Genomic DNA, 25852 nt, shown 5'->3' on the forward strand with positions numbered 1-25852 from the left:
AGGCGGGGACGGGCCGGCCCCGGCGCGGTGCTCGCACCGCCGGAGCTCCCGGGCTCCGGGGTTCCGAGGCTCCGGTCCTCCGGTCCTCCGGTCCTCCGGTCAGGAGGCCTCCGTTTCGTCCGCCAGGTGGCGCAGGACGTCCTTCAGGTCGCCGCGGCGGGCGAAGGCCGTGCGCTGGCGATGGGCGCCCGAGCCGTCGCGCAGGAGGCCGGCCATGGTCCTCGCCGCGTGGTCGAGGTCGCCGGACGCGGCCAGTTCGGGGGCCACCAGGTCGAGCAGGGCCTCCGCCAGGTCCGCCGCCGGGAGCTCGACGCCCGTGTACGGGTCCAGGCCGAAGCCCTCCAGGCCGTCGTGGGCCGCCCGCCAGCGCGCGAGGCGCAGTACGTCCTCCCGTACGGGTGGATCGGGCCGCTGCTCGGCGATCTCGCGCAGGGCCGTCGCGACGAGGGCGCGGGCCAGTTCGGCCTGGAGGATGGCCGAGTCGATGTCCGGGGACATGTCGGGGGCCCGCAGCTCGAGCGTCGGCCAGTTTCCCGAGGGCCGGAGGTCCCAATAGACCATCTTGGTGTCCAGGGCGGCCCCGGAGCCGAGCAGGGTCTGCACCGAGCGCCGGAAGTGGGCCGTCGAGTCGAAGTGCGGAGGTAGCCCCGCCGAGGGCCAGCCCGCCCAGGCCATCGCCCGCCAGCTGGCGTGGCCGGTGTCGCGGCCGCCCCAGAAGGGCGAGTTGGCCGACAGTGCGATCAGGGTGGGCAGCCAGGGCCGGACCCGGTTGGAGACGGCCACCGCCGTGTCCACGTCGAGGGTGCCGATGTGGATGTGCCGGCCACAGCTGACCAGGGTGTCGGTGAGCGCGCCGAACCGACGGGCCTGCTCGCGCTGGCGCGGCTCGTCGTCGGTCAGGTGGAGCGGTCCCTCCAGGGCGACCACCGGCGAGGGCGCGGCCAGCAGCCGGCAGCCGTGGGCGCGGGCGGCCCGCGCGAGGGTGCGGCGCAGGCCGGCGAGCTCGCTCCGCAGCATCGCGGCCGAGTCGGCGACGGGGGTGGAGATCTCCACCTGGTAGCGGGTGCCTTCGGGATGCAGTTCGTGGGGGAGCCCCGCGGCGGTGGACAGGACGAGCGGGGCGGCCGGGACCACCCGCAGGGTGCGGGCGTCGACGAGGAGGAACTCCTCCTCGACGCCCAGGGTGAGGGGGAAGACCGGAGCGGTCGCGGTCGCGCGGGGTGCCCCCGTCTTCGTGGTGCCGGTGCTCGTGGTGCTGGTGCCAGGTTCGATCACTGCGCCTCCCTGGACATACGAGTCTTTTCATCATGAGCTGAACTTCAGGCGAGGAGCGCACGTCTATTCGGTCAAATGTCCGGTGATAGTGGCGAGTTAGCGGCAAGGATCCGGCCGCCGCGGGGCCCCGGTTCCGGGTGGGGTGAGTGTTGCGCGTGCGTGAATGCGCAGTCCGCGCAGCCGGGCTCCCGGCGGCGGCTGCCTATCATCCGTTGTGACCCGTACGACCGCTCCAGCTCCGTCCACCCGTCCCCGGCGCCGCATATGGGCCGACCTCACCCCGCTGAGAACCTCTCCGGACTTCCGCCGGCTCTGGTTCGGCGGAATCGTTTCCTGGCTGGGCCAGGCGATGACGGCCCTGGCCATTTCGCTCCAGGTCTACGAGATCACCGGCTCCAGCTTCTCCGTCGGACTCGTCGGGCTCTGCTCGCTCGTCCCGCTGGTCGCCTTCGGGCTCTACGGCGGGGCCATCGCCGACACCGTCGACCGGCGCAAGCTCGGCCTCGTCAGCGCGCTCGGCCTGGCGGCCCTGTCCTTCGCCCTGGCCGGCGCCGCGCTCCTGGACTACCACCGGGTCTGGCTGCTGTACTCCGTCGTCGCGCTCCAGTCCCTCTGCGGGGCCCTCAACGGGCCCGCCCGGTCCGCGATGATCCCGCGGCTGCTGCCGGCCGAGCAGCTGCCCGCCGCCAACGCCCTGAACTCCGTGGTCATGACCTTCGGCATGACGGCCGGTCCGGCGCTGGGCGGGGTCATCGTCGGCTGGTGGGGCTACCAGGCCGCGTACCTGATCGACGCCCTCACCTTCGGCGCCGCCCTCTACGCGACGTGGCGGCTGCCGCCGATGAAGCCCGAGGGGTCGGGCGACCGCACCGGGCGGGCCTCCGTACTCGACGGCCTGCGCTTCCTGGGGACCCGGCCGAACATCCGGATGACCTTCTTCTCCGACCTGGCCGCCATGGTGCTGGCCCAGCCGAAGGCGCTGTTCCCGGCCGTCGCCGTGCTCTGGTACGGCGGCGACGCCAAGACGGTCGGGCTGCTCGTGGCCGCCCCCGCCGTCGGGGCGCTGCTCGGCGGGCTGCTGTCGGGCTGGCAGGGGCGGATCCGCCGGCACGGGGTGGCCATCCTGCTCTCCGTCGCCGCGTGGGGGCTGGCCATCGCCGTCTTCGGGCTGACCCGGAACCTCTGGCTCGGGCTGCTCTTCCTGGCCCTGGCCGGATGCGCCGACAGCATCTCGATGGTGTTCCGCACCACCATGCTGCAGGCCGCGACCCCGGACGGGATGCGGGGCCGCCTGCAGGGCGTCTTCATCGTGGTCGTGGCCGGCGGGCCCCGGCTCGGGGACTTCCTCGCCGGGGCCACCGCCGAGCTCACCTCCCCGGCCGTCGCGATCACGGGAGGCGGCCTGGGCTGCGTACTCGTACTGGCGCTGCTGGCCGCGCGGTGGCGCGGGTTCGCCCGGTACGACGCCCGCTCGCCGCAGGCCTGAGAGCGCCGGGCGGGATCCGGCGGCGACCGCCTTTCCGGGGTTCCCGCACCCGGCGGCCCTTACGCGTCCACCGGCTCGCGGGTGCGGTCGCTGACCTCCCCGCCGGTGTTGGCGGTGCCGGCGGGCTCGAACAGCAGGATCGCCGTCTCCCCGTCGGCCCGCGGGCAGTGCTCCACCCCGCGCGGGACCACGTAGATCTCCCCGGGGTTCAGGACGACGTCCCCGGCGCGCAGCCGGATCGTCAGGGTGCCGCTGACGACGAGGAAGAGCTCGTCGGTGTCCTCGTGGGTGTGCCAGATGAACTCGCCCTGGACCTTGGCGATCTTGATCTCGTAGTCGTTGACCCGGGCGATCCGGTGCGGCGCCCACTGCTCGGTGAAACCGGCCAGCTTCTCCGCGATGTTCACCGCGCTCGCTGCCGGGTGGCCGCTCTCGCGCGTGCTCTCGTGCCTGCTCTCGGCTGTCGTCATGGGTGCAGGCTGCCCGGGTGCGCCCGGCCCGGTCTTGTACGTTCCTGACATGTCAGCCGCGATACGTCCGCACAGCACGGTCTCGGCCTGGCAGCCGCCGGTGCCGGGGATCGCCGAGGTGTTCCACGCCCGGTTCACCGACCACGCCTACCCCGCGCACGTCCACGACACCTGGACGCTGATGATCCTCGACGGCGGCCGCGTCGACTTCGGGCTGGACCGCGAACGGCACGGCGTCGGCGGCTCGGACACCGTGGCCCTGCTGCCGCCCGGGGTGGTCCACGACGGGCGGACCGTCACCGAGGCGGGCTTCCGCAAGCGCGTGCTGTACCTCGACGCGTCCGTGCTCCCCCAGTCGCTGACCGGGGCCGCCGTCGACGCGCCGCTGCTGCTCGACGCCGCCCTGCGCGAGCGGGTGCACGGACTGCACCGCGCGCTGGGCGCGCGGGGGTTGCCGGCCGGCGCGGTCGAGCGGCTGGAGGCGCAGTCGCGGCTCGCCTTCGTCCAGGAGCGGCTGCGCACGTGGCTGGAGGGCCGTCCGGTGGTCCCGTACGGGGTTCCGGGCCCGGATACGGCCGTACGACTGCGCGAGCTCCTCGACGCGCGGGTCCTCGGCGGGATCACCTTGGAGGAGGCGTCCGCGCTTCTGGGACACGCCCATCCCACCCACCTGATCCGCGGCTTCCGGAAGGCGTTCGGGCTCCCGCCGCACGCCTACCTCACCGGACTGCGGGTCGCGAAGGCGCGCCGGCTGCTGCTGGCGGGGATGCGGCCGGCCGAGGCGGCGGTGGCGGCGGGGTTCTACGACCAGGCGCACCTGACCCGGCACTTCGGGCGGCACGTGGGGACCAGTCCGGGGAGGTTCGCCCGATCCGGGGGAACGTGAAGGGAAGTTGGCGGGTTCGTTGCCATCGCGTTGCCGGGTCTTCCGTTTTCTTTCGATTCGTCATATGACAGTTCGGAAGTTAACGCCCCGCTCCTCATTGCACCCCGCTCCACCCCGCTCCACCCCCGCCCCAGTCGAATCCAGGAGGAAGGCCTTCATGCGCCTTCGTACGCTCGTCACCACCGCCGTGGCCACCGCCGCGCTCGCCGGAGCTCTCGTTCCGCAGGCCCAGGCCCAGGCCCCCGCGGCTCCGCGGGCACCGAAGGCGGACCGTTCCTGCTCGCCGTACCTCTCGATCGCCGGCTACTCGGACTCCCTCGACAAGACCCTCATCGACGGGAAGCTGGTCGGCGGGCTCTCCGGGCTCGTGGTGGACCGGGACGGCACGATCGCCGCGATCTCCGACAAGTCGGCGCTGTACAAGCTGAAGGTGGGCCGCGGCGACACCCCGACGGCGACGGCCGCCGCGCGGCTGCCGCTGACCGACGGCGCGGGCAAGGCCCTCGACTCCGAGGGGATCGTCGTCGACCGTGACGGCACCTACCTGGTGACGGACGAGAACGCCCCGGCCATCCGGCGGCACGCCCGCACCGGCGAGGTGCTGGGCTCGCTGCCGATCCCGGACGGCTTCAAGCTCGCGCCCGTGGGCCGGGCCACGGTCAACCAGACCTTCGAGTCGCTGCCCCTGCTGCCCGGCGGGCACACCCTCGTCGCCGGTGTCGAGGGCGTGCTGGCCGGGGACGGGAAGGACGCGGAGGGGCGGACGCTCCAGCGGATCCAGACCTGGGAACGCCACGGCCGCGACGGTGAGTTCGTGCTCGGGCGGCAGTACGCGTACCCGGTGGACGCCGGACACGGGCTGGTGGAGCTCGCGCCGACGCGCGACGGCCGGCTGATCGTGCTGGAGCGCGGCTTCACGCAGCAGTTCAAGATCACGGTGCGGCTGTACCTCGCCGATCCCCTGGGCGCCACGGACACCTCGAAGGTGACGGCGCTGGCGCAGGGACCGGAGCTGCGGACCGCCCGCAAGACGCCGATCGGCGACCTCGACGGCTGCCCGACGCTGGGCGCGCCCTCGAAGCTGCCGCAGAACCACCGGCTGGTGGACAACGTCGAGGGCATGGTGGTCACGGACCACGATGAGCACGGACGGGTGCGGCTGCTGCTGACCAGCGACGACAACGAGTTCCCGCAGCAGATCACCCGGCTCTACCGGGTGGACGTGAAGCTGCCGGCGCGGAGCCGCTGGTTCTAGAGTCCGTCCATGGACGTCACGAACGGGTGGTTCGAGGTCGAGGACCCGCAGGAGTGCGGCGAGGAGCCCTGGGACTTCGACGAGGCCGAACTCACCTTCCTGGCGGCCCTGCGCGCCAGGGCCGCCGGCTGGCGGGTGCCGTGGGCTCCCAGCCAGGCCGGACGGCCCGAGGACGAGTCCTCGTTCCTCGTCCACGTCACGCTCCTCGACGAGGCCCGCGGGCTCGTGCTCGGTGAGTGGGCCGTGCACTTCCACGGCACCCGGGTGCGGGCCGGGAGGGTCCGCGACCAGCTCTTCCACCTGGACGAGTCGCCCGAGCACGGCTTCTTCCGGGCCTCCGGCACGGTCGAGGAACTCGCGGAGCGGTGCGCAGACTGGTTCGAGAGCCTGCTGAGCCGTCCTGTCGTCCGCTCCGATTGGGCGTCCGGGGACGGCCGGCCCGCGACCAGCTGGGAGTTCGCCGACACGGGCGAGGTCCTGGTGACGCGCGGTACCGTCCCCGCCGACGGCTCAGCCCCGATCCGTCGGCTCCCGGTCCGGCCCTGATCCTTCAGGCCCTGATCCCTCAGGCCCTGATCCTTCCGCCCCTGATGCCTCCGCGTCCTTCGCGGGGGAGACGATGCCGCGCGCGACGCCCAGGGCGACCAGGTCCTGTGGGCGGACCCGCAGTTGGTCCGCCGTCGCCGGGGCCGACTCCGGGGGCCGCTTGAGGATGGCCGCCGCCAGTTCGGGGGCGATCACCGAGAAGTAGCTGTCCGGGGTGACCCAGGTGTTGCCCGGCGCCGCCAGGGCGAGTGCGCCGCCCGAGCCGCCCTCGCCGATGAGGAGGGTGGTGACGGGGACCGCGGCCGAGGCGAGCGCCGCGAAGGCGTCGGCGATGGCCGCACCCGCGCCCGCGTGTTCGGCGGCGGCGTCGTTGGCCGCGCCGGGGGTGTCCACGAGGGTGAGCACCGGGATCCCGAGCCGGTCCGCGAGCCGGATGACGCGGGCCGCCGTACGGTAGCCGGCCGGGCGGGTGGCGGTGCCGCACTGGGCGGCGTAGGCCAGCGCCCGGCCCTCCCGGAGCCCGAACCCGCACAGCATCCCGGGGTCCGTGCCGCCCGCCCGGTCGCCCGAGAGGGGGAGGCGGAGCTCGAAGTACGCGTCCAGGTACCGCCCGGCGCGCGGCCGGCCGGGGTGCCGGGCCTGCCGGACGGCGTCCCACCCCGTGGAGGGCAGCTCTACGCCGGCCAGCGCGGCCGGGGGTTCCACGGCCCCGCCGGACCGGGGCGCGGCGAACACCCGGAGCCATGCCTCCAAGGTCGCGGGGAGCTCCGCGGCGGGGACGACGGCGTCCACGTGCCCGGCGGCGTACTGCCCCTCGGCGGTGTAGGCGGCCGGATCCGCGTCCGGCGGCCGCACCCGGGACCCGGCGAACCCGACCTGCGCCCCGGGCAGCGCGAGGATCACGTCGGCCCCCGCCCCGAGGGTGGCCCAGCCGCCGCCGGTGGTGGGGTCGCGCAGGACCGCGATCTGCGGGAGGCCGGCGGCCCGGGTGAGGGCGGACTGGCGCGCCACGCGCTGTAGTTGGGTCAGCGCGAGCATGCCCTCCTGCATGCGGGAGCCGCCGGTGGCGATGAGGGAGACCAGGGGGAGTCGGTGGGTGCGGGCGTGGGTGTAGGCCGCCTCCAGCCGGTCGCCGGTGCGCTGGCCGAGGGACCCGCCGAGGAAGCCGAACTCGAAGGAGATCACGGTGGCTTCGTGGCCGCCGATGCGGGCGGTGCCGGTGACCACGGACTCGTCCTCGCCGGTCCGCGTGGCGGCGCGGGCGCGGGAGTCGTCGTAGCCCGCCCAGCCGAGGGGGCCGTCGGGGGCGGAGTGCCGTGGTGGGGTGGGGAGTTCGGTGAAGCTGCCGGGGCCGGTGGCGGAGGCGATGGCGGCGCGGGCCGAGGGGCGGGTCGTCACGGCGCCACCCTACGGGCCGTCGCCTGGGCGCGGCTCGCCCGGGCCGGGCGGCCCCGCCCCTGCGGGGCGATGGCCCCGACCCGCGCTTCCACCTTTGCTCGGCGGCGCCCCGGCGGCGGCCCGGCGTGGCCTCGGGTGGGCCTGGTGCGCGGGTGCGGGTGGGTGACCCTGCGGGGCGAAGTCCCCTACCCGCCCTTCCACCATCCCCCAGACTCCGTCCGGGGGGACCCCCAGCCGGGCTCCGCCCGGACCCCATGCCGGGTGCGGCGCCGTTCCCGGGGGCCAGCCCCCGGACCCCCGCTCCTCAAACGCCGGAGGGGCTGGATTTGGCCGAGGCGGACTGGATTCGGTCGAGGCGGACTGGATTTGGCCGGGGTCCGGGGCGGAGCCCCGGGGAACGGGCGAAGGGTGGGTAGGGGACAGCCCCGCAGGGCCATCCACCCGGCGGCCCGCCAGGGTCAGAGCTGGGCTTCCCAGGTCAGGGTGGTGCCCCGGGTACCTGACTCCGTGCGGCCGTCGTCGGAGACGGTGAGGCGGACCCGGCTGGGGACCGCGTCGACCTCGACTTCGATGGCGGTGACCTCCGCGCGGCGGTGGGCCGCGGCCAGGGCTCCGCGCAGGGCGGAGAGGAGGTCGCCCGCGACGGGCTCCGTCAGCAGCGCGTCCACCGTGCCCGCGAAGTGCACCGACGGCTGGAAGCCCAGCAGGACCGCCGCCCCGCCGGTCTCCCGCAGGACCCGGCCCCGGAAGGTGGTCGGGGCGTCCGTCGGCGGCTGCTGGAGGGCGAAGATGGCCGTGCGGACCTCCTGGATGGTGGAGTCGAGCTCGTCCACGGCGCGGCCCAGCTCCTCGCCGACGGTGTCCCCGGCCGGTGCCTTGGCGGAGCGGCGCCGGGTGCTCTCCAGCATCATCTCCGTCGCGAACAGCCGCTGGACCACCAGATCGTGGAGGTCGCGGGCGATGCGGTCCCGGTCCTCGTAGACCGCCAGCTGCTCCCGGTCGTGCTGCGCGTCCGCCAGGACCAGGGCCAGCGCGGCCTGGGAGGCGAACTGCGAGGCCAGCAGCCGGTCGACGGCGTCGTAGGCGGGGCCGCCGCGGACGCGCGGCAGGGCGAGCGTGCCGATGAGCTGGCCGCCGCTCTGGAGGGGCAGCATCATGCTCGGGCCGAAGCGCTCGCGCACGTGCGTGGTCATCCGGGGGTCCGTCGCCGAGTCCTCTATGAAGACCGGCTCGCCGCCCAGGAGCTGTTCCAGGACCGCCGAGCCCGGGGCGATGGCCGTGCCCACCAGGTCGCCGGGGTCCCCCTGCGTGGAGGCGGCCACGATCTCCATGCCGCCCTCGGGGGTCGGCTGGAGGACGACCCCGGCCGCGGCGTCGGCCAGCAGCCGGGCCCGTTCGGCCACGCACATCAGCGCGTCCGCCGCCGGACGGCCCGCCAGCAGGGTCGTGGTCACGGCGGCGGCGCCCTCGATCCAGCGCTCCCGGCGGCGCGCGGTCTCGTACAGCCGGGCGTTGCCGATCGCTATGCCCGCCTGCGAGGCCAGGACGCGCAGCAGCGCGAGGTCCTCGTCCGTGAACGGGCCGCCGCCCCGCTTGTCGGTGAGGTAGAGGTTGCCGAAGACCTCGGTGTGGACCCGGATCGGGACGCCGAGGAAACCCTTCATCGGGGGGTGTCCCGGCGGGAAGCCCGCGGCGCGGGGGTCCTGGTTCAGGTCCTCCAGCACGAGCGGGCGCGGGTCGGTGATCAGGGAGCCGATCAGGCCGGTACGGCCGTCCGGCAGGTGGGGGATCGCCGCCCTCTCGGCCTCGGTCATGCCGGACGTGAAGAGCTCGGTCAGCCGGAGGCGCTCGGGGTCGACGACCCCGAGCGCTCCGTACCGTGCCGCGCAGAGCTCGGTCGCCGAATCCACGATGTGCTGGAGGGTGGCCCGCAGTTCGAGTTCGGAGCCGACGCTGAGGACCGCCTCCAGGAGGACGGGCAGGCTGGCCGCCTGTCGGGCGGCGACGCCCTGCCCGTCCCCGGGGGCCGGCGGGGGTGGACCGGCGTGCGTCATTCGGCCAGGGGGTTCAGAACCATGGGGGAGATCTTCCCTTCGATCATCATGCCGAGGCCCAGTACCGCGCAGACGTCCGGCCGTTCGGCGATGGCCACGGGCATGCCGGTCGCGTCGCGGAGCATCTGGTCCAGGCCCGGCAGCAGGGCGCTGCCACCCACCATCATGATCCCCCGGTCCGTCAGATCGGCCACCAGGTCCGGCGGGCAGTCGCGCAGCACCTTGCCGATGCCGTCGAGCACGGCGGTCAGCGGGGTGTAGATGGCGTCGCGGACGGCCGCGGTGTCCACGGTGACGGAGCGGGCCAGTCCGGTGGACACGTCGCGGCCGTGGATGAGGGTGGAGGCCGGGCCCTCGGCGGTGATGCCGTTCCCGTGCAGGGCCAGCTGGAGCGGGCGGACGGCCTGGCTGGGCAGCATCAGCTCGTGCGCGTGGCGCAGGTGCTGGACGACGGCGTGGTCGATGGCCTCGCCGCCGACCGGGATCCGTACGGCGGTGACGATCGAGCCGAGGGAGAGGACGGCGACCTGGGTGGCGGCGGCCCCGCACACCATGATCATCGTCGCGGTCGGCTGCTCCACGGGCAGTCCGCAGCCGACGGCCGCCGCGATCAGGGTGTCGACGAGTTCGACGCGCCGGGCTCCGAGTCCGACCATCGTCTCCACCGCCGCGCGCTGGGCGAGCGGGTCGGCGTCGTGCGGGGTGCAGGCGGCGGCCCGCAGCCGGGGCTTGCGGCGCAGGGCGCGCCGCAGCTTCTCGCCGAGGAGGTGGCGCAGCATGCGCTGGGCCATCTCGATGTCGACGACGGTGCCGCCGGAGACGGGGCGGACGACACGGATGTAGTCGGGCGTGCGGCCGGTCATCCGCTCGGCGAAGGTGCCGACGGCGATGAGTGCGCCGGTCCGCGTGTTCACGGCGGCGACACTGGGCTCGTCCACGACCAGGCCGAGGCCCTTGACGTAGACGCGGGTCCTGGCCGCTCCGAGGTCGACGGCCACGTGGCAGCGGCGCAACTGCTCAAGACTGACGGTCACGGCAGATCCTCCCGAGAGCACTGACGCAAGAAGACCGGCGGGTGCCGGTCACACTTCGTATCTTCTCGGGTGAATTACCCGTATTGCCCGATTTGATGCTCCGGGTGGGGGGTGTCGTGAGATACGGAAGGGTCACGAGGGGTGCGGGTGAGTGCTGCACGGGGGTGGAATTCTGCGACGCCAGGCGCGACCATGCCCGCACCCATCGTGCTACTCGTGCGTAACAAGGTAAAGGGGACTCGATGCTGACGGTCCGCCAGCGACTGCTCGCCCTTCTGACGCTCTGCCTGGCGCTGCTCGCGGCGCCCGCGCTCCCGGCCCAGGCCTCCGGGGCGTCCCCGGGGGCATCCTCCGGCGCGCTTTCCGGCTCCGGCGTGCTTTCCGGATCGGCCGTCGCGCGCAATCCGGTGGTCTTCGTGCACGGCTACAACGCCGACCCCGGCGTCTGGGGTTCCCTGCGCGAGGACCTGCGCGCCGACGGGTACGCAGACTCCGAGCTCTTCTCCTTCGGCTACGACACCCACCAGTCCGTCAACGAGGTCCTCTCCGGACGGCTCGCCGCGTACGTGGACGAGGTCCGCCGGCAGACCGGCGCCGCCCGGGTGGACCTGGTCGCGCACTCCTTCGGCTCGCTGGTCACCCGCTGGTACGTGAAGTTCGGCGGCGGCGGTCCGTACGTGGACCGCTGGGTCTCCCTCGCCGGCCCCAACCGCGGCACCTCCACCGCCTGGGCCTGCGCCCTGTGGGACCAGGCCTGCCGGGACATGACCCCCGGCTCGTACGTGGTCAAGAACCTGAACTCCGGCGACGAGACCCCCGGCGCGGTGCGGTACGCCACCTTCTGGTCGAACTGCGACGAGGTCATCAACCCCGACGACAGCGTCCCGCTCACCGGGGCGACCAACACCCCGGTCGGCTGCCTCAAGCACAACGACCTGCTCGGCGACGACCCCACCTCGGCGGGCGTACGGGCCTTCCTGCGGTCCTAACCCGGCTCCGGGAGGTCCGCCACGGTGACCTCCTGGAGCAGGCCGTACGTGAACTCCGCGACGCAGGCCCGCCCCGACGCGGTGAACGCGAGCCGCCACCGCGTCGGGGCGGTGCCCTCCATCGGGCGGACCGGCGCGAAGGCCCGCGCCACCTCGTCGACCGTCGCCGACCAGGGCAGCAGGTCCTCGGGCGACTCCAGTACGGGACCGGGCGCGCCCGGAGCCCGGACCAGCCACTCGTTCCACACGGCCCCGTCCGGCGCGGCGAGCACCTCGAAGCGGAGGCCGGGCCACAGCGGCACCGGCCACAGCAGGGCCTCGCACGTCAGATCGCCGATCGTGCGCGGGGAGACGGCCTCGGGCGGGCCGAGCACCGAGCGGTAGCGGGCCAGGGCGCCCCGCGAACGCGGCGACCGGACCATGGCCTGCCAGCGCTTGTTGGCCTCCCGCTGCTCGGCGAGGGAGGCGCCGAGCAGCCGGCGGGCCTCCTCCGCGAGTCCCGGCTGGAAGTCCGCCATCCGGCGCAGCAGCACCAGTTGGAAGCCGGCGGGGCCGAAGGGGCCCGGCGTGAGGGGCGGTGTTCCCGGCGTCCTGGTCATGGAGCCAAGCCTTCCACACAGGATCCTCACGATCCCGGTATACGGCCGTTGTGAGCGAACGCGTAGCCTGCGGGGCGCCATGGACTATTGCATCGCCTGCCGCAGGTACCTCAACGGTGCGCTGGCGTGCGCCGGATGCGGGACCCCGGCGGAACACCTGAGATCCGCCGCGCCCGCAGTGCCCGCCGCGCCCGCCCCCGCTTTCGGGAGCGACCCGGCCGCGCTCGCCGACGTGTACGCCGACTCCCTCGTCGTGCTGTCCGGAGAACGGGGGCAAGGCCGGGGGCGGGGCCAGGGCCGCGCCGCCGACCGCCGCCGCGCCGGACACCGCCGACGCCGCCGGACCGCGCTCACCGTGGGACTCGGGCTGATGCTCGCCGCCGGAGCCACCCTGGGCCTGGCCCGGCTGGCGGTCGACGGGGAGCGCACCGACCGGGCGGCGACGGTGGTGCTGACCGACGACGCGGGGCCTGCGGAGCCGGCTCCGCTGCCCGGTCTGACGGACGAGCCCGCCGCGCCCTCGGGTACGGCTTCGACGAAGGGCCCGGTGAAGGGCACGGCCGGGAGTGCGAAGCCGGGCGGGACCGGACGGAGCACCGGGGCCTCCACGGAGGGGGCGTCCGGCTCCGCCTCCGGGGCGGGGCCGTCGCGGAGCGCTTCCCGGACTCCCTCGTCCGCTGCTCCGAGCACATCGGGGTCCAGCGGATCCGCGTCTCCCAGCAAGAGCGCGAACCCGAAGGGCCCCAAGGGGAAGCCCGGGAAGCAGTCCCCGCCTCCGCCCCCGCCCCCGTCCCCGTCCCCGACGCCGACCCGTGACTGCTGGTGGATCTTCTGCTGAGGGGCTGACCGCCGACCGCCTCCGGTCGGCCCGGCCTCCGCCCCGCGAGGCTCAGCCCAGCATCCGCCTGAGCAGGTCCCGCAGGACCGCGCGCTCGGCCGCGGTGAGCCCGGCCAGCGGCTCCCGGGCGAAGTCCAGCGACTCGCGGAGCCGGTCGGCGGTCTGCAGGCCCTCCTCGGTGGGCGCGGCGAGCTTCACCCGGCGGTCTGCCGGGTCGGGGCGGCGCTCGACCAGCCCGCGGGTCTCCAGGCGGTCCACGATCCCGGTGATGTTCGACGGCTCGCACCGCAGCTTCTGCGCGATCTTGCGCATCGGCATCGGGTCCAGGGAGAGCAGGTTCAGCACGCGGGCCTGGGCGCCGGTGAGCTGGTGGCTGGAGGCCGCGTGCTCGTACTCCTGGTGGTAGCGGGCCACGACGTCGCCGATGAGCTCGACGACCTCGAGGGTCAGGGGGTCTGCGCGACGACTGGGCATGGATCCAGCGTACCCATTTACTTGACAACATGAAATATCCAGGCGCATGGTTGTTTCACGTTGTGAAGCATTTCCTCCCCTCATCCCAGGAGCACCCCATGTCCCAGATCCCCGCCGTCAGCCGCGAGTGGCACCTCGTCCGCCGCCCGCAGGGCTGGCCCGTCGCCGAGGACTTCGCCCTGCGCGAGGTACCGGTGAACGCCGAGCCCGCCGCCGGCCGGATCCTGGTGCGCAACCTCCACATGTCCGTGGACCCGTACATGCGCGGCCGGATGAACGACGTGAAGTCCTACATCCCGCCGTTCCAGCTCAACCAGCCCATGGACGGCGGCGCGGTCGGCGAGGTCGTGGCCTCGGCCGACGAGCGCTTCGCGGTCGGCGACCACGTGCTGCACGGTCTGGGCTGGCGCGAGTACGCGGACGTGGACGCCAGGCACGCCACCCCCGTGGACGCCTCGCTCGCCCCGCTCTCCGCCTACCTCGGCGTCCTCGGCATGCCGGGCCTGACCGCCTACGCCGGGCTCCTGGAGGTCGCCTCCTTCAAGGAGGGCGACTCCGTCTTCGTCTCCGGCGCCGCCGGAGCGGTCGGCAGCCTCGTCGGCCAGTTCGCGAAGATCAAGGGCGCCTCCCGGGTGATCGGCTCCGCCGGCTCCGACGAGAAGGTGACGCTCCTCACGGAGAAGTACGGTTTCGACGCCGCCTTCAACTACAAGAGCGGCCCCGTCGCGGACCAGCTGAAGGAGGCCGCGCCCGAGGGCATCGACGTCTACTTCGACAACGTCGGCGGCGACCACCTGGAGGCCGCCATCTCCTCCCTGAACGTGCACGGCCGGGCCACCCTGTGCGGGGCCATCGCCCAGTACAACGCCACGGAGCCGGTGCCCGGGCCGCGCAACCTCGCCCTCGTCATCGGCAAGCGGCTGCGCCTGCAGGGCGTGCTGGTCGGAGACCACGCGGGACTGCAGCCGCAGTTCGTCCAGGACGTGGCCGGCTGGCTGCGTTCCGGGCAGCTCGTCGCCGACGAGACGGTCGTGCGGGGAGTGGAGAACGCCACCGACGCCTTCCTCGGAATGCTGCGCGGCGACAACACCGGAAAGATGATCGTTTCTTTCACCGGTTAGGCTCACTCCACACCGCCGTGACGCGTGGGCGCGAGTCCCGGCGATTACCAGGAGGATTTCCTTACATGTCCATCCAGCAGTCCGACGTCGCGTACACCGCCATTGCCACCGCCGAGAACGGCCGTGACGGTCGCGTCGCCACCAACGACGGTCGCCTCGACGTCGTCGTGAACCCGCCGAAGGAGCTCGGTGGCAGCGGCGAGGGCACCAACCCCGAGCAGCTGTTCGCCGCCGGCTACAGCGCCTGCTTCCAGGGTGCGCTCGGCGTCGTCGCCCGCAACGAGAACGCCGACATCACCGGCTCCACGGTCACCGCCGAGGTCGGCATCGGCAAGAACGACGACGGCTTCGGCATCATCGTCAAGATCTCGGCCTCCATCCCGAACGTGGACGCGGCCACCGCCAAGGACCTCATCGAGAAGGCCCACCAGGTCTGCCCGTACTCCAAGGCGACCCGCGGCAACATCACGGTCGAGCTCGCGGTCTGATCTCCGACCCGCTCGACCGGTTCGGCCGGTTGATCCGGTCCGTGCCGTACGTCGAAGGCCGCACCCAGGCACCGGGGTGCGGCCTTCGTCATGCCCGGCGTCCGCCCGTCCGGGCGCCCGCCCTAAACTGGACCCATGCGTGATCTTGCGGGGGGATTCGGCTATCTGCTGGCCGGACAGCGATGGGTACTGGGCCACGGCCGCTGGCTGGGCTTCGGGCTGTTGCCCGGGCTCGTCTCCCTCGTGCTGTACGCCGGCGCCCTCATCGGCCTCGGCTACGGCGCCGACGACCTGACCGCGTGGGCGACCCCCTTCGCCGACGACTGGTCCTCCCCGTGGCTCGGGCTCTTCCGCGGCTTCCTGACCGCCCTGGTCTTCTCCCTCGGCCTCTTCCTCGCGGTGATCACCTTCACCGCCGTGACCCTGCTCGTGGGGCAGCCGTTCTACGAGTCCCTCTCGGAGCAGGTCGACCGCACCGAGGGCGGCGAGGTCCCGGAGTCGGGCCTCACGCTCGCGCAGGAGCTGTGGATCTCCGCCCGGGACAGCCTGCGGATCCTCGGCCGGGTGCTGCTCTTCGGGATCCTGCTCTTCGCGCTCGGCTTCGTCCCCGTGATCGGGCAGACCGTGGTGCCCGTCCTCGGCTTCTGCGTCTCCGGCTTCTTCCTCGCCCAGGAGCTCACCTCCGTCGCCCTGATGCGCCGCCGGGTGCAGCTCACCGAGCAGCTCGCGCTGCTGCGCGCGCGGCGGATGCTGGCGCTGGGCTTCGGAGTGCCGCTCGTCCTGTCCTTCCTGGTGCCGCTCGTCGCCGTGTTCCTGATGCCCGGCGCGGTGGCCGGGGCGACCCTCATGGTCCGGGACCTGGTGGGCGAGAACGGCGAGAACGGCGAGAACACGGAGCGGGGGCAGGACCAGGATCGGGGCCAGAACCAGGCACAGGGGCAGCCCCAGGGCCAGGCGCAGGGCCAGGCGCAGGGCCAAGGCCAGCCTCAGGGGCCGGCGCAGGGCAAGAGCCTCAGCGCCTGAGCAGGGTGATCACCCCGGCGGTGTCCTCGCCGCCGTGGGCCGTCGGATCGGCTTCCAGGCGTTCGCGCATCAGGTCCAGGTACGGACTGATCAGCTCGGCGCTGACCCCCTGATCCGCGGCGGTATTCAGCAAGGTGGCGCTCGCCGTGACCTGCATGGCCAGGTTCGATTCGACGCCCGTGGTGAAGTCCCCCGAGACCAGCCGCTCGGCGGCGGCGCCCACGAAGAAGCCCATCGCCCCCAGCCACTCGGTCAGCAGCGGAGCCAGGTCCTTCGGGGAGACGTCCTCGCCCTCGATCAGCGCGTAGGCGTGCGAGATCCCGGCGAACAGCCCGGTCATCGCGCTCAGCAGGGCCACGTCGTGCAGGGCCGCGTGGCCGGGGTCGGAGCCGACGAAGCGGGCGCCGGCCGGTACCTCCAGCGTGCTCCGGCGCTCCTCGAACAGGTCGGGGGAGCCGCTGTAGAAGACGTACCCGCCCGCCGCGGGCACGCCGATCATCGACGGGGTGGCCATGATCCCGGCGTCGAGGAACCGGGCCCCGCGCTCCAGGGCCCACGCGGCCCGGGCGCGGCCTTCGGCGGGCGTGCCGGTGGTCAGGTCGACCAGGTCCTTGCCGGTGAGGTCCAGGCCCGCCAGTGCCTCGCCGACGCTGGCGTGGTCCAGCAGGCAGACCACGATCAAGCCGTTCGCGGCCACCGCCTCGGCCGCGGTCGCGGCGACGACGGCGCCTTCGGCCGCGAGGGCATCGGCCTTGGCGGGGGTGCGGTTCCAGACGGTGAGGGGGTGCCCGGCGGCGAGCCAGGTGCGGGCGAGGGCGGTGCCCATGGCGCCGAGTCCGAGGAGGGTGAGCGGGGTCTTCGCATCGTTGTTCGTGCCGGTCTTCGTGCTGGTGTCGGTCATGGCGTTTAGCCTGGTGGAGGGCCGTCAGGTGCTCAAGTAGGCACTTCGGAGTGCGTGGTTACCCCGAGGTGAGCGAACAGGTGGGGAGGGGTGCGCGATGGCAATGACACAGCGGCCGGGGGCGGATCACTGCGGGATCGCCGCGGCGATGTCCGTGATCGACGGCAAGTGGAAGGTGTCGGTGCTGTGGGAGCTGGAGCAGCGCCCGCGACGCTTCGGCGAACTGCGCCGCCTGGTTCCAGGTGTCTCGGAGAAGGTGCTCGCGGCCCAGCTGCGCGAGCTGGAGACGGACGGCATCGTCCACCGCGAGGTCTACGAGGAGGTCCCGCCGCGCGTGGAGTACTCGCTGACCCCGCTCGGCCAGGAGCTGAACGAGGCCCTGGCGGCCCTCGGAGCGTGGGGCACGAAGCACCTGATCCCCGGCACCGCCCAGACGGTCCCCGTGTGAGGACGGGGCCGGGCACCCGCCCCGGAGGGCCGGGCGCTCACTTCGGGCGGCGGAACAGCGCCGTCCAGAGGAAGTCCTCGCCGAAGGAACCGGAGGACGCGGGCTCGTCGTTCATCCGGCGCAGCTCCACCTCGGTGAGGTCCCCGAAGATCCGGCGCAGCGCCTCCGGGGTGTAGGCGAGCCCGCCTTCGAGGCGGGCCCGGCCGTAGAACTCCGCGTCGGGCAGCTCGGAGCCCATCGCGCCCGAGGCGAAGCAGGTCAGGGCGAAGCGGCCGCCCGGGGCCAGCAGCCGGTCCAGCAGGGCCAGGTAGCTGATCCGGCGGTGCGGCGGCAGGTGGTGGAAGCAGCCCGAGTCGTAGATCAGGTCGTACGGGCCCACGAGCCCGGCGCCGGCCGCGCCGAAGGCGTCCCCGTGGTGGAAGCGCACCCGGGCTCCGGCGGCGAGCGCCCGCTCCCCGGCCCAGGCCAGCGCCGTCGGGGAGAGGTCGACGGCGTCCACTTCGAAGCCCCGGGCGGCCAGGTGCAGGGCGTTGCGGCCGGGGCCGCAGCCGAGGTCCAGGGCGCGGCCGCCGGCGGGGATCAGCCCGCGGTCGAGGCAGGAGACGAGGTTCTCGTCGGGCTTCGCCGCGAAGAACGGCACCGGCCGCTCGCGGTCCGCGTAGAAGCCGTCCCACCAGGCGGAACCGCCGGCGGTCCAGCGGTCGGCCTCCGGTGCGAAGAGGCCGTCCATGAGGGCGAGCACGTCGTCGATACTGCGTATGGTGCGGTCCATCCGAACCCCTTTCAGATGTCCCCAATTTTATCGGTGGCCCAGAGAAAAGCCCAGGTCAGATGGGGTGCGTGGGATGCCTGACGGGTCATCTGGCGCCTTGTCGCCGCCGGGCCGGTCCCCGCCCCCGCGGGTGGGGAGGGCAGGCGCCCCAGGGCCTCGCCCAGCGCCCCCACGGGCCCTTTCCCGGCCGGTCCGGGCCCTGTTTCCACGCGAGTTCCGGAGTCGTCTGCCCGGACGCCCCGTCAGGCCGACGCCTCCACCGACGCCTCCGCCGGCACTTCCACGGGCACCTCCGCCACGGCGACCGAAGGCGCGCTCGCGTCCCCCTCGGCCAGCAGAGTCCCGTCCGGAGCCCACACCGCCGCGCCCCCACAGCCGGTCCACGGTCCGGCGGGGCCTACGTGGTTGGCGAGGGCCACGTACATCCCGAAGTCCCGTGCGATCCCCGGGTGGATCGCCGCCCGCTCGGCGACGCCGTCGCCCGTGCCGTAGAGCGAGCTCGCCAGGTGGACCCGGCAGCCGGCCGCGGCGCCCGCGGCGGGCACGTCCGCGAAGTGGTTGTCGAAGCAGATCCCCAGGGAGAAGCGGATCCCGCCGAGCTCGAAGCGGCCCGGGACCGACCCGGCGGCGAAGACCTCCTGCTCGTGGCGGAACAGGTGCTGCTTGGCGTACGTGGTCAGGTGCGTGCCGTCCGCGTCGTGGACCAGGGTCGCGATGACGGGCCGGGGGCCGTCCGTGCGCAGGGCGACGTTGAGGGCGGTGGCGATCCCGGTGGACCGGACGGGGTCCAGTCGGGGGTCCTCGGCGTCGGCCAGCCACAGGCCGGGGTCGGCGGTGAGCGCGGCCAACTCGTAGCCGGTCAGCGTGAGCTCGGGGAACACGACCAGTCCGGCGCCCTCCTCCCGGGCCCGCACGGCGAGCGCGGCCGCCCGTACGGCGTTGGCGGACACGTCGGCGGGAACACAGCTCAGCTGCGCGGCGGCGATCTTCATCCGGCCCAGCATGCCAGCCCGGAGATCAGGGCGAGTCTTCGGCCCGGGGCCCCTGGATCAGGTCCAGGAAGACGCGGAAGGTGCCGGGCATGTCCACGGATTCCGGGGCCAGCAGCCACTGGTACTGGAGGCCGTCCATCACGGCGGCCAGCAGCGGGGCGGCCTGCTCGGGGGTGAGGCCCGAGGGGAGCCGCTCGCCGTACTCCGCGCGCAGGACCGCCGCCATCGCGGAGCGCACCTGCGCGTACCGCTCGGCGAAGAACTCCCGCGCCGGGTGGCCCTCGGTGACGCTCTCGCCGAGCAGCGCCGAGAAGGTCTGCACGATGCCGGGGCGCATGGCGTTGTACTCCACCAGCGAGGCCAGCAGGTCCGGGCGCCAGGCTTCGGCCAGGGCGGCGCCGCCGCCGGTGTCCCAGCGGTCGCGCTCCTCCAGGACCGCGACCAGCAGCGCCTCCTTGGTCGGGAAGTAGTGCAGCAGTCCCTGCTGGGTCAGGCCCACCCGCTCGGCGACCGCGCCCAGGGCCGCGCCCCGGTAGCCGCGTTCGGCGATCACCTCGACGGCCGCGCGGACGATCTCCACGCGCCGTTCCTCACTTCTGGCCCTGACCATCGCCCGCCACTCCTTCCGCCGCGCACCTCGCAGCAGGACCGTACGTCATCGAGACATTACGAACAGGTTACGAACCCTACCGCTCTACAGGTAACCGGTCCACGATGGAGCCAGCCGCACCGCGCATCCGCCCCGCACGGCGGAAGCCCGGTCCTGTGCGCCGCTACCCGCACTCAACGAGGAGGCATGGCCGTGACCGATGCCGATCAGGTCCGCAACGACGCCGTAGAGACGGCCCTGGGCAAGCTGGACCTCGACACCAAGGCCCGGCTGCTGGCCGGCCAGGACATGTGGTCGCTGCCCGCCGTACCCGAGATCGGGCTGAAGTCCCTGGTCATGTCCGACGGCCCCATCGGGGTGCGCGGCGTGCGCTGGACCGCCGACGACCCGTCGATCGCCCTGCCCTCCCCGACCGCGCTCGCCGCCGCGTGGGACCCCGAGCTCGCCCGCCGGGCCGGCCGCCTCCTCGCCCAGGAGGCCCGCCGCAAGGGCGTCCACGTCCTGCTCGCGCCCACCGTCAACCTGCACCGCTCCCCGCTCGGCGGCCGGCACTTCGAGTGCTACTCCGAGGACCCGTACCTCACCGGCGCGGTCGGCAGCGGCTACGTGAACGGCGTCCAGGACGGCGGGGTCGGCACCACCGTCAAGCACTTCGTCGGCAACGACGCCGAGACCGAGCGGTTCACCGTCGACAGCGTCATCGCCCCGCGCCCGCTGCGCGAGCTGTACCTGGCCCCCTTCGAGGCCATCGTCGCCAACGCCCACCCGTGGGGCATCATGACCGCCTACAACCGGGTCAACGGCACGACCATGACCGAGCACCGCTACCTCGTCAACGAGGTCCTGCGCGGCGAGTGGGGCTTCGACGGCTACAACGTCTCCGACTGGATGGCCGCCCGCTCCACCACCGGCGACATCCTCGGCGGCATGGACGTGGCCATGCCCGGCCCCGTCACCGTCTACGGCGCTCCGCTCGCCGACGCCGTCCGCGCCGGGGAGGTCCCCGAGGCCGCCGTCGACGGGGCCGTCCGCAACGTCCTGCGCCTCGCCGCCCGCGTCGGCATCCTGGAAGGCGCCCCCGCGGCGGTCGGCGAGGTCCCGGCCCCCATCGACGGCCAGGCGCTGGCCCGCGAGCTGGCCGCCCGCGGCTTCGTCCTCGTACGCAACGAGCCCGTCGCCGCCGGAAAGCCCGTGCTCCCGCTCGCCCCCGGCGGCACCGTCGCCCTCAGTGGCGCCGCCGCCCGCGACGCCCGCGTCCTCGGCGGCGGCAGCGCCACCGTCTTCCCCGAGCGGATCGTCTCCCCGCTCGACGGACTCACCGAGGCCCTGCCCGAAGGCGCGCTCACCTTCACCGTCGGCGCCGACCCCAGCGACGAACTGACCCCCGCGGACAAGGGCTTCCAGCTCCGCGCGGTCTGCCGGGACGCCTCCGGCGCGGTCCTCGGCACCGGCTCGCTGCCCACCGGCCAGGTCCAGTGGATCGGCGACGACCTGCCCGAGGGCGTCACCTACGCGACGATGGCGAGCATCAAAGTCACCGGTACGTTCGTCCCGCGCGAGAGCGGCGAGCACGCCTTCGGCACCCGCGGACTCGGCGCCTTCACGCTCGCCGTCGGCGGCGAGACCCGCTTCGACGGGGTCCAGCCGATGGGTGACGAGGCCGACCCCTTCGAGGCCTTCTTCGGCGCTCCGCAGGTGCGGACCCGCCTCACCCTCACCGAGGGCGAAGCCGTCGAGGTCTCGCTGACCTACCAGGTCCCCGACATGACGACCCTGCCGCTCAAGGCGATCATGTTCTCCTTCCTCCACCTCGGTCCGCAGCGCTCCGCCGACGAGCTCATCGCCGAGGCCGTGGAGGCCGCGCGCGCCGCCGACACCGCCGTCGTGGTCGTCGCCACCACCGAGCGGGTGGAGTCCGAGGGCTTCGACCGCAAGGACCTCACCCTCCCGGGCCGCCAGAACGACCTGGTGCGCGCCGTGGCCGCGGTCAACCCGAACACCGTGGTCGTCGTCAACGCGGGCTCCCCGGTGGAACTCCCGTGGCGCGAGGAGGTCGCCGCGGTCCTGCTGACCTGGTTCCCCGGGCAGGAGGGCGGGGCCGCGCTGGCCGACGTACTCCTCGGCGAGGCCGAGCCGGGCGGGCGGCTGCCCACCACCTGGCCCGCCGAGTTCGCCGACGCGCCGGTCACCGAAGTCACCCCCACCGAGGGGCGCCTGGAGTACACCGAGGGGCTCTTCATCGGCTACCGGGCCTACGAGAAGCACGGGATCGCCCCGGCGTTCCCCTTCGGGCACGGCCTCGGCTACACGGACTGGGCGTACGAGTCCCTGGAGGCCACTCCCACGCTGGCGAAGGTCCGCGTCACCAACACCGGCACCCGGCCGGGCCGCGAGACCGTACAGGTCTACCTGGCGCCGGTCGCGGACGGCGTGGAGCGCCCGGCGAGCTGGCTGGCGGGCTTCGCGAGCGTGACCGCGGGCCCCGGCGAGAGCGTCGACGTGGAGATCCCGCTGCCGGAGCGCGCCTTCGAGATCTGGGACCAGCCGTCCCTGTCCTGGCGGCGGATCGGCGGCGGCTACGAGGTCCGCGCGAGCCGTTCGCACGGCGACACGCGGCTGACGGCGGCCCTCGACCTGTAATGGCCGGAAATCACCCCTATCGGGGCGATTGAAAGAGCTGGACCGGGGGCGGGCCCTGACACCCGTCCCCGGTCCGATCCACCTGCCGCGTCAACGCGGAGGCTCGGCGGACGTCACCTGTCGGTGCGCCAGTTCCGCGAGCCGCGCCTGCCCGTCCTTGCCCGGATGGAACCAGTCCCAGCGGCTCAACTGCTCCGCCGCGAAGGGGTACTGGAAGACCGCGCCGCCGTCGTAGCGGCACAGTTCGTCCTTCGCGCAGACCTCGCGCAGGACCTCGTTGTACTCGACCACGCGCGCCCGCACCCGCTCCCGCCGGGCCGTCGCACCGGCGGTCGCCGAGGTCGGATCGGCGAGCATCGACTGGCAGATGCCCAGCTTCCAGATCCGCCGCACCATCGGGTCGTCCTTGCCCTGCTCCCACAGCCGCTGGAGGTCCGGGACGCTGGAGACGTACACCTGCGAGGCCGGCGAGGCCGCCCGCAGACCGGCCAGCGCCTTCTCGAATCCGGAGCGGAAGGCGGCCAGCGGGGTCATCGACGACGCGGAGGGCCGGCAGGCGTCGTTGGAGCCCACCATCACCGTGACCAGGCCGGGCTTGTGCGCGGCGGCCGAGGCGAGCTGGCCCGGCAGGTCCGCCATCCGGGAGCCGGTCACCGCGTAGTTCCAGCTGCGCGCGGGAGCCTCGGCCTCGCCGAGCAGCCGGGCGGCCAGCGAGCGCACCTCGGGGTCGTCGCCGGTGGCCCAGGAGGCCTCGGGGCAGTCGGCCAGCACCGAACAGGCGTCGAAACCGCGCGTGATGGAGTCGCCCACGGCGGCGACCGAGGCCGGTGCGGTGTTCCACCGCGGGGCCGCCTGCGCCCCGCGCTCGCCCCCGGGCTTCGCCGTGTCCGCCGAACACCCGGTCAGCGCACCGGTGGCCAGGACCATCAGGGCGGCCGCCGCGCCCGCAACCGCACCCGCGGAAGTCCGACGCGCGCGGCGGCGTGGGGCGGTGGTGCGCATGCGGAAGGTCCCTCCTCGTCGCCCCCGTGTCATTCGGCGGCGTCCTGCTGAGTGAATGCTCTGTGTTTACGGGCCCTGGAGCGACCGTACGTCACACCATGACCCCCGGCGCACGGTAGCTTTTTCCCGTGGCGTTTCGGCCGCAAGTCCCGCAACGCAATGTCAAATAATTTCCGTTACATTACATCACGTCACATACTGTCCGTTTTCTGGAGTTTATTCCCGACCTCGTCCCACACTGGAGGTCCCGGTGACGACACGTGGAGTCCTGTACGTGCACTCCGCACCGCGCGCGCTCTGCCCGCACGTGGAATGGGCTGTTGCGGGGGTGCTCGGGGTGCGGGTGAACCTCGACTGGATCCGTCAGCCCGCCTCCCCGGGCACCTGGAGAGCCGAGTTCTCCTGGCAGGCCGAGGCGGGCACCGCCTCGAAACTCGCCTCCGCGCTGCGCGGATGGCACCTGCTCCGCTTCGAAGTGACCGCGGAACCCTGTCCGACCGCCGAGGGCGAGCGCTACAGCTCCACCCCGCACCTGGGCATCTTCCACGCCGTCACCGGCATGCACGGCGACATCCTGATCCCCGAGGACCGGCTGCGCGCCGCCCTCGCCCGGTCCGCGCACGGCGAGACGGACCTGGAGGAGGAGATCGCCAAACTGCTCGGCAAACCCTGGGACGACGAGCTCGAACCCTTCCGCTACGCGGGCGAGGGCGCCCCGGTGCGCTGGCTCCACCAGGTCGTCTGAGGCCCCCCCTTTGCGCCTAAACCGGCGCCGCTCTCGCGGACCTGGTTGCTCGCCGTTGGGGTTCCTCAATTGATGGTTGCGGTGCTCGTCGTTTGGACACCGCAACCGGCACGCAGAAGGCCCCGTCCGGCAGATGCCGAGCGGGGCCCTTCGCGCGTGCGGTGACTCAGACAGTCCTGAAGGCCAGGGAGACGTTGTGGCCGCCGAAGCCGAAGGAGTTGTTGATCGCGGAGATCGGGCCGTCGGCGGGGAGCTTGCGGGGCTCGTCGCGCACGATGTCCGCGTCGATGTCGTCGTCGATGTCGTCGAGGTTGATCGTCGGCGGGGCGAGGCGGTGGTACAGCGCCAGCACCGTCGCGACGGTCTCGATGCCGCCCGCGCCACCCAGGAGGTGACCGGTCATCGACTTCGTGGCCGAGATCGCGATGTGGTCGAGGTCCTCGCCCAGCACCTTGCGCAGGGCCTTCAGCTCGGCCGTGTCACCCTGCGGGGTGGACGTGGCGTGCGCGTTCACGTGGACCAGCTCGGCCGGGTCCAGGCCCGTGTTGTCGAGCAGGTTCTGCAGCGCGGCCGAGACGCCGCGGCCGGTGGGCTCCGGCTGCGCGATGTGGTGGCTGTCCGCGGACAGGCCCTGGCCCAGCACCTCGCAGTAGACGCGGGCGCCGCGCGCGGCGGCGTGCTCCGCGGACTCCAGGACCACGACGCCCGCGCCCTCGCCGAGGACGAAGCCGTCGCGGGCCTTGTCGTACGGACGCGAGGCCGTGGTCGGGTTCTCGTTGTTCTTGGACATCGCCATCATGTTGGCGAACGCCGCGATCGGCAGCGGGTGGATGGCCGCCTCGGTACCGCCGGCGACGACCACGTCGGCACGGCCGGTACGGATCATCTCGACGGCGTAGCCGATGGCCTCGGCGCCGGAGGCGCAGGCGCTGACCGGAGTGTGCACGCCCGCGCGGGCGTTGACCTCCAGGCCGACGTTGGCCGACGGACCGTTGGGCATGAGCATGGGGACGGTGTGCGGGGAGACCCGGCGCACACCCTTTTCCTTCAGTACGTCGTACTGGTCGAGCAGGGTGGTCACGCCGCCGATGCCGGAAGCGATGACGGTGCCCAGGCGCTCGGGCGCGATGGAAGCGCCCGTCGTCGTCTCTGCGCCCGCCGGGGCGGTGTAACCGGCGTCGGCCCACGCCTCGCGGGCCGCGATGATCGCGAACTGGGCCGAGCGGTCCAGCTTGCGGGCCAGCGGCCGGGGGAGGACCTCATTCGGGTCCACGGCGGCGGTGGCGGCGATACGGACCGGGAGTTCGGCGAAGCGCTCACCTTCGAGGGGCCTTACGCCGGAACGGCCGGCAAGCAGGCCTTCCCAGGTCGAAGCGCTGTCGCCACCCAGCGGAGTGGTTGCGCCGATACCGGTGACGACCACGGTGCGATTGGTCGGGCTCACAGGAATTCTTTCTCCACGTTTCAGGGGGTGAATTGTCACGGCGCCACCGCCAGGTGGCGACAAACGCTCGTCAGGCTCAGGCCTGGTTGTCGAGGATGTACTTCGCGGCGTCGCCGACGGTCTTGAGACCCTTGACGTCCTCGTCCGGGATCTTCACCTCGAAGCGCTCTTCGGCGGCGACGACGACCTCGACCATGGACAGCGAGTCGACGTCCAGGTCGTCGGTGAAGGACTTCTCGAGCTGGACGTCCTCGACCGGGATGCCGGCGATCTCGTTCACGATCTCCGCGAGACCTTCGACGATTTCTTCCTGGGTGAAGGCCATGTTGGCGCTCCTTCTATATAGCTAGCTGGGGTCGAAC

The 25852-nt window shown here is 73.2% G+C and carries 26 protein-coding genes; 12 read left to right on the forward strand and 14 right to left on the reverse strand.

From position 1 onward, the window contains the following. Positions 1-99 precede the first annotated feature (99 nt). On the reverse strand, positions 100-1275 hold the full coding sequence (locus OG730_RS28285) for a carboxylate-amine ligase (protein WP_327306873.1): 1176 nt from the start codon (positions 1273-1275) through the stop codon (positions 100-102). A gap of 163 nt (positions 1276-1438) precedes the next feature. Between OG730_RS28285 and OG730_RS28290 the strand changes: the two genes are divergently transcribed. Then, the gene (locus tag OG730_RS28290) at positions 1439-2761 is read left to right on the forward strand and encodes an MFS transporter (RefSeq protein ID WP_327306874.1); all 1323 of its coding nucleotides are present in this window, start codon (positions 1439-1441) and stop codon (positions 2759-2761) included. A 59-nt stretch (positions 2762-2820) separates the two neighbouring features. Here OG730_RS28290 and OG730_RS28295 read toward each other — a convergent pair whose 3' ends face one another. Next, entirely contained in the window at positions 2821-3231 is a 411-nt protein-coding gene (locus tag OG730_RS28295) for a cupin domain-containing protein (protein ID WP_327306875.1), read from the reverse strand. Between the two features lie 49 nt (positions 3232-3280). Between OG730_RS28295 and OG730_RS28300 the strand changes: the two genes are divergently transcribed. From OG730_RS28300 to OG730_RS28310, 3 genes are all read left to right on the forward strand, one after another. Continuing rightward, positions 3281-4117 carry a helix-turn-helix domain-containing protein gene (locus OG730_RS28300; protein WP_327306876.1) on the forward strand — a complete coding sequence of 279 codons (837 nt, stop codon included), beginning with the start codon at positions 3281-3283 and terminating at the stop codon, positions 4115-4117. A 157-nt stretch (positions 4118-4274) separates the two neighbouring features. Further along, on the forward strand, positions 4275-5372 hold the full coding sequence (locus tag OG730_RS28305; RefSeq protein WP_327306877.1) for an esterase-like activity of phytase family protein: 1098 nt from the start codon (positions 4275-4277) through the stop codon (positions 5370-5372). Between the two features lie 9 nt (positions 5373-5381). Continuing rightward, positions 5382-5918 carry a hypothetical protein gene (locus tag OG730_RS28310; RefSeq protein WP_327306878.1) on the forward strand — a complete coding sequence of 179 codons (537 nt, stop codon included), beginning with the start codon at positions 5382-5384 and terminating at the stop codon, positions 5916-5918. Here OG730_RS28310 and OG730_RS28315 read toward each other — a convergent pair. From OG730_RS28315 to OG730_RS28325, 3 genes are all read right to left on the reverse strand, one after another. Beyond that, positions 5883-7316, reverse strand: a complete 1434-nt coding sequence (locus OG730_RS28315; RefSeq protein ID WP_327306879.1) for a carboxyl transferase domain-containing protein — start codon at positions 7314-7316, stop codon at positions 5883-5885. The two genes, OG730_RS28310 and OG730_RS28315, sit on opposite strands and share 36 nt — an antisense overlap. A 458-nt stretch (positions 7317-7774) precedes the next feature. Next, entirely contained in the window at positions 7775-9370 is a 1596-nt protein-coding gene (locus OG730_RS28320) for a sensor histidine kinase (RefSeq protein ID WP_327306880.1), read from the reverse strand. Beyond that, entirely contained in the window at positions 9367-10404 is a 1038-nt protein-coding gene (locus tag OG730_RS28325; protein WP_327306881.1) for a rod shape-determining protein, read from the reverse strand. The genes OG730_RS28320 and OG730_RS28325 overlap by 4 nt, the downstream gene beginning before the upstream one ends. A 242-nt stretch (positions 10405-10646) precedes the next feature. Here OG730_RS28325 and OG730_RS28330 point away from each other — a divergent pair, with 242 nt between their 5' ends. Then, complete coding sequence (locus OG730_RS28330) at positions 10647-11393, forward strand: esterase/lipase family protein (protein ID WP_327306882.1); 747 nt, start codon at positions 10647-10649, stop codon at positions 11391-11393. On the opposite strand, the gene OG730_RS28335 is transcribed toward OG730_RS28330, so the two are convergent. Beyond that, on the reverse strand, positions 11390-11992 hold the full coding sequence (locus OG730_RS28335; RefSeq protein WP_327306883.1) for an RNA-binding protein: 603 nt from the start codon (positions 11990-11992) through the stop codon (positions 11390-11392). The two genes, OG730_RS28330 and OG730_RS28335, sit on opposite strands and share 4 nt — an antisense overlap. Positions 11993-12071: 79 nt before the next feature. Between OG730_RS28335 and OG730_RS28340 the strand changes: the two genes are divergently transcribed. Next, the gene (locus OG730_RS28340; protein ID WP_327306884.1) at positions 12072-12830 is read left to right on the forward strand and encodes an SCO2400 family protein; all 759 of its coding nucleotides are present in this window, start codon (positions 12072-12074) and stop codon (positions 12828-12830) included. Between the two features lie 51 nt (positions 12831-12881). Here OG730_RS28340 and OG730_RS28345 read toward each other — a convergent pair whose 3' ends face one another. Next, positions 12882-13304, reverse strand: coding sequence for a MarR family winged helix-turn-helix transcriptional regulator (locus tag OG730_RS28345; RefSeq protein WP_327306885.1), 423 nt, complete (start codon positions 13302-13304; stop codon positions 12882-12884). Positions 13305-13402: 98 nt separating this feature from the next. On the opposite strand from OG730_RS28345, the gene OG730_RS28350 reads away from it, so the two are divergent. The 3 genes from OG730_RS28350 (at position 13403) to OG730_RS28360 (ending at position 15936) form a co-directional block, all read left to right on the forward strand. Then, entirely contained in the window at positions 13403-14425 is a 1023-nt protein-coding gene (locus tag OG730_RS28350) for an NADP-dependent oxidoreductase (protein WP_327306886.1), read from the forward strand. Positions 14426-14490: 65 nt separating this feature from the next. Beyond that, on the forward strand, positions 14491-14913 hold the full coding sequence (locus OG730_RS28355) for an organic hydroperoxide resistance protein (RefSeq protein ID WP_243329373.1): 423 nt from the start codon (positions 14491-14493) through the stop codon (positions 14911-14913). 135 nt (positions 14914-15048) lie between these two features. Next, entirely contained in the window at positions 15049-15936 is an 888-nt protein-coding gene (locus OG730_RS28360) for an EI24 domain-containing protein (protein WP_327306887.1), read from the forward strand. Here OG730_RS28360 and OG730_RS28365 read toward each other — a convergent pair. After that, positions 15926-16837, reverse strand: coding sequence for an NAD(P)-dependent oxidoreductase (locus OG730_RS28365; RefSeq protein ID WP_327306888.1), 912 nt, complete (start codon positions 16835-16837; stop codon positions 15926-15928). The genes OG730_RS28360 and OG730_RS28365 overlap by 11 nt on opposite strands. A 97-nt stretch (positions 16838-16934) precedes the next feature. Between OG730_RS28365 and OG730_RS28370 the strand changes: the two genes are divergently transcribed. Next, positions 16935-17285, forward strand: coding sequence for a winged helix-turn-helix transcriptional regulator (locus tag OG730_RS28370; protein ID WP_327306889.1), 351 nt, complete (start codon positions 16935-16937; stop codon positions 17283-17285). Between the two features lie 37 nt (positions 17286-17322). Here the strand turns inward: OG730_RS28370 and OG730_RS28375 are convergent, their stop codons facing one another. From OG730_RS28375 to OG730_RS28385, 3 genes are all read right to left on the reverse strand, one after another. Then, a complete protein-coding gene (locus tag OG730_RS28375) occupies positions 17323-18057 on the reverse strand; it encodes a class I SAM-dependent methyltransferase (RefSeq protein WP_327306890.1) in 735 nt (244 codons plus the stop codon). Between the two features lie 242 nt (positions 18058-18299). After that, positions 18300-19049 carry a carbon-nitrogen hydrolase family protein gene (locus OG730_RS28380; protein WP_327306891.1) on the reverse strand — a complete coding sequence of 250 codons (750 nt, stop codon included), beginning with the start codon at positions 19047-19049 and terminating at the stop codon, positions 18300-18302. Positions 19050-19074: 25 nt separating this feature from the next. Further along, positions 19075-19659, reverse strand: a complete 585-nt coding sequence (locus OG730_RS28385) for a TetR/AcrR family transcriptional regulator (RefSeq protein WP_327306892.1) — start codon at positions 19657-19659, stop codon at positions 19075-19077. Positions 19660-19845: 186 nt separating this feature from the next. Here OG730_RS28385 and OG730_RS28390 point away from each other — a divergent pair, with 186 nt between their 5' ends. Then, positions 19846-22299, forward strand: a complete 2454-nt coding sequence (locus tag OG730_RS28390) for a beta-glucosidase family protein (protein WP_327306893.1) — start codon at positions 19846-19848, stop codon at positions 22297-22299. Positions 22300-22389: 90 nt separating this feature from the next. On the opposite strand, the gene OG730_RS28395 is transcribed toward OG730_RS28390, so the two are convergent. Continuing rightward, positions 22390-23301, reverse strand: a complete 912-nt coding sequence (locus tag OG730_RS28395) for a GDSL-type esterase/lipase family protein (RefSeq protein ID WP_327306894.1) — start codon at positions 23299-23301, stop codon at positions 22390-22392. A gap of 250 nt (positions 23302-23551) precedes the next feature. On the opposite strand from OG730_RS28395, the gene OG730_RS28400 reads away from it, so the two are divergent. Then, on the forward strand, positions 23552-24046 hold the full coding sequence (locus OG730_RS28400; RefSeq protein WP_254385450.1) for a DUF3145 domain-containing protein: 495 nt from the start codon (positions 23552-23554) through the stop codon (positions 24044-24046). Between the two features lie 166 nt (positions 24047-24212). Here OG730_RS28400 and OG730_RS28405 read toward each other — a convergent pair whose 3' ends face one another. Both OG730_RS28405 and OG730_RS28410 read right to left on the reverse strand, forming a co-directional pair. Further along, a complete protein-coding gene (locus OG730_RS28405) occupies positions 24213-25490 on the reverse strand; it encodes a beta-ketoacyl-[acyl-carrier-protein] synthase family protein (protein ID WP_327306895.1) in 1278 nt (425 codons plus the stop codon). 76 nt (positions 25491-25566) lie between these two features. Then, entirely contained in the window at positions 25567-25815 is a 249-nt protein-coding gene (locus tag OG730_RS28410) for an acyl carrier protein (RefSeq protein WP_327306896.1), read from the reverse strand. Positions 25816-25852: the final 37 nt, after the last annotated feature.

This window comes from Streptomyces sp. NBC_01298 (assembly GCF_035978755.1).
Lineage (GTDB): Bacteria > Actinomycetota > Actinomycetes > Streptomycetales > Streptomycetaceae > Streptomyces.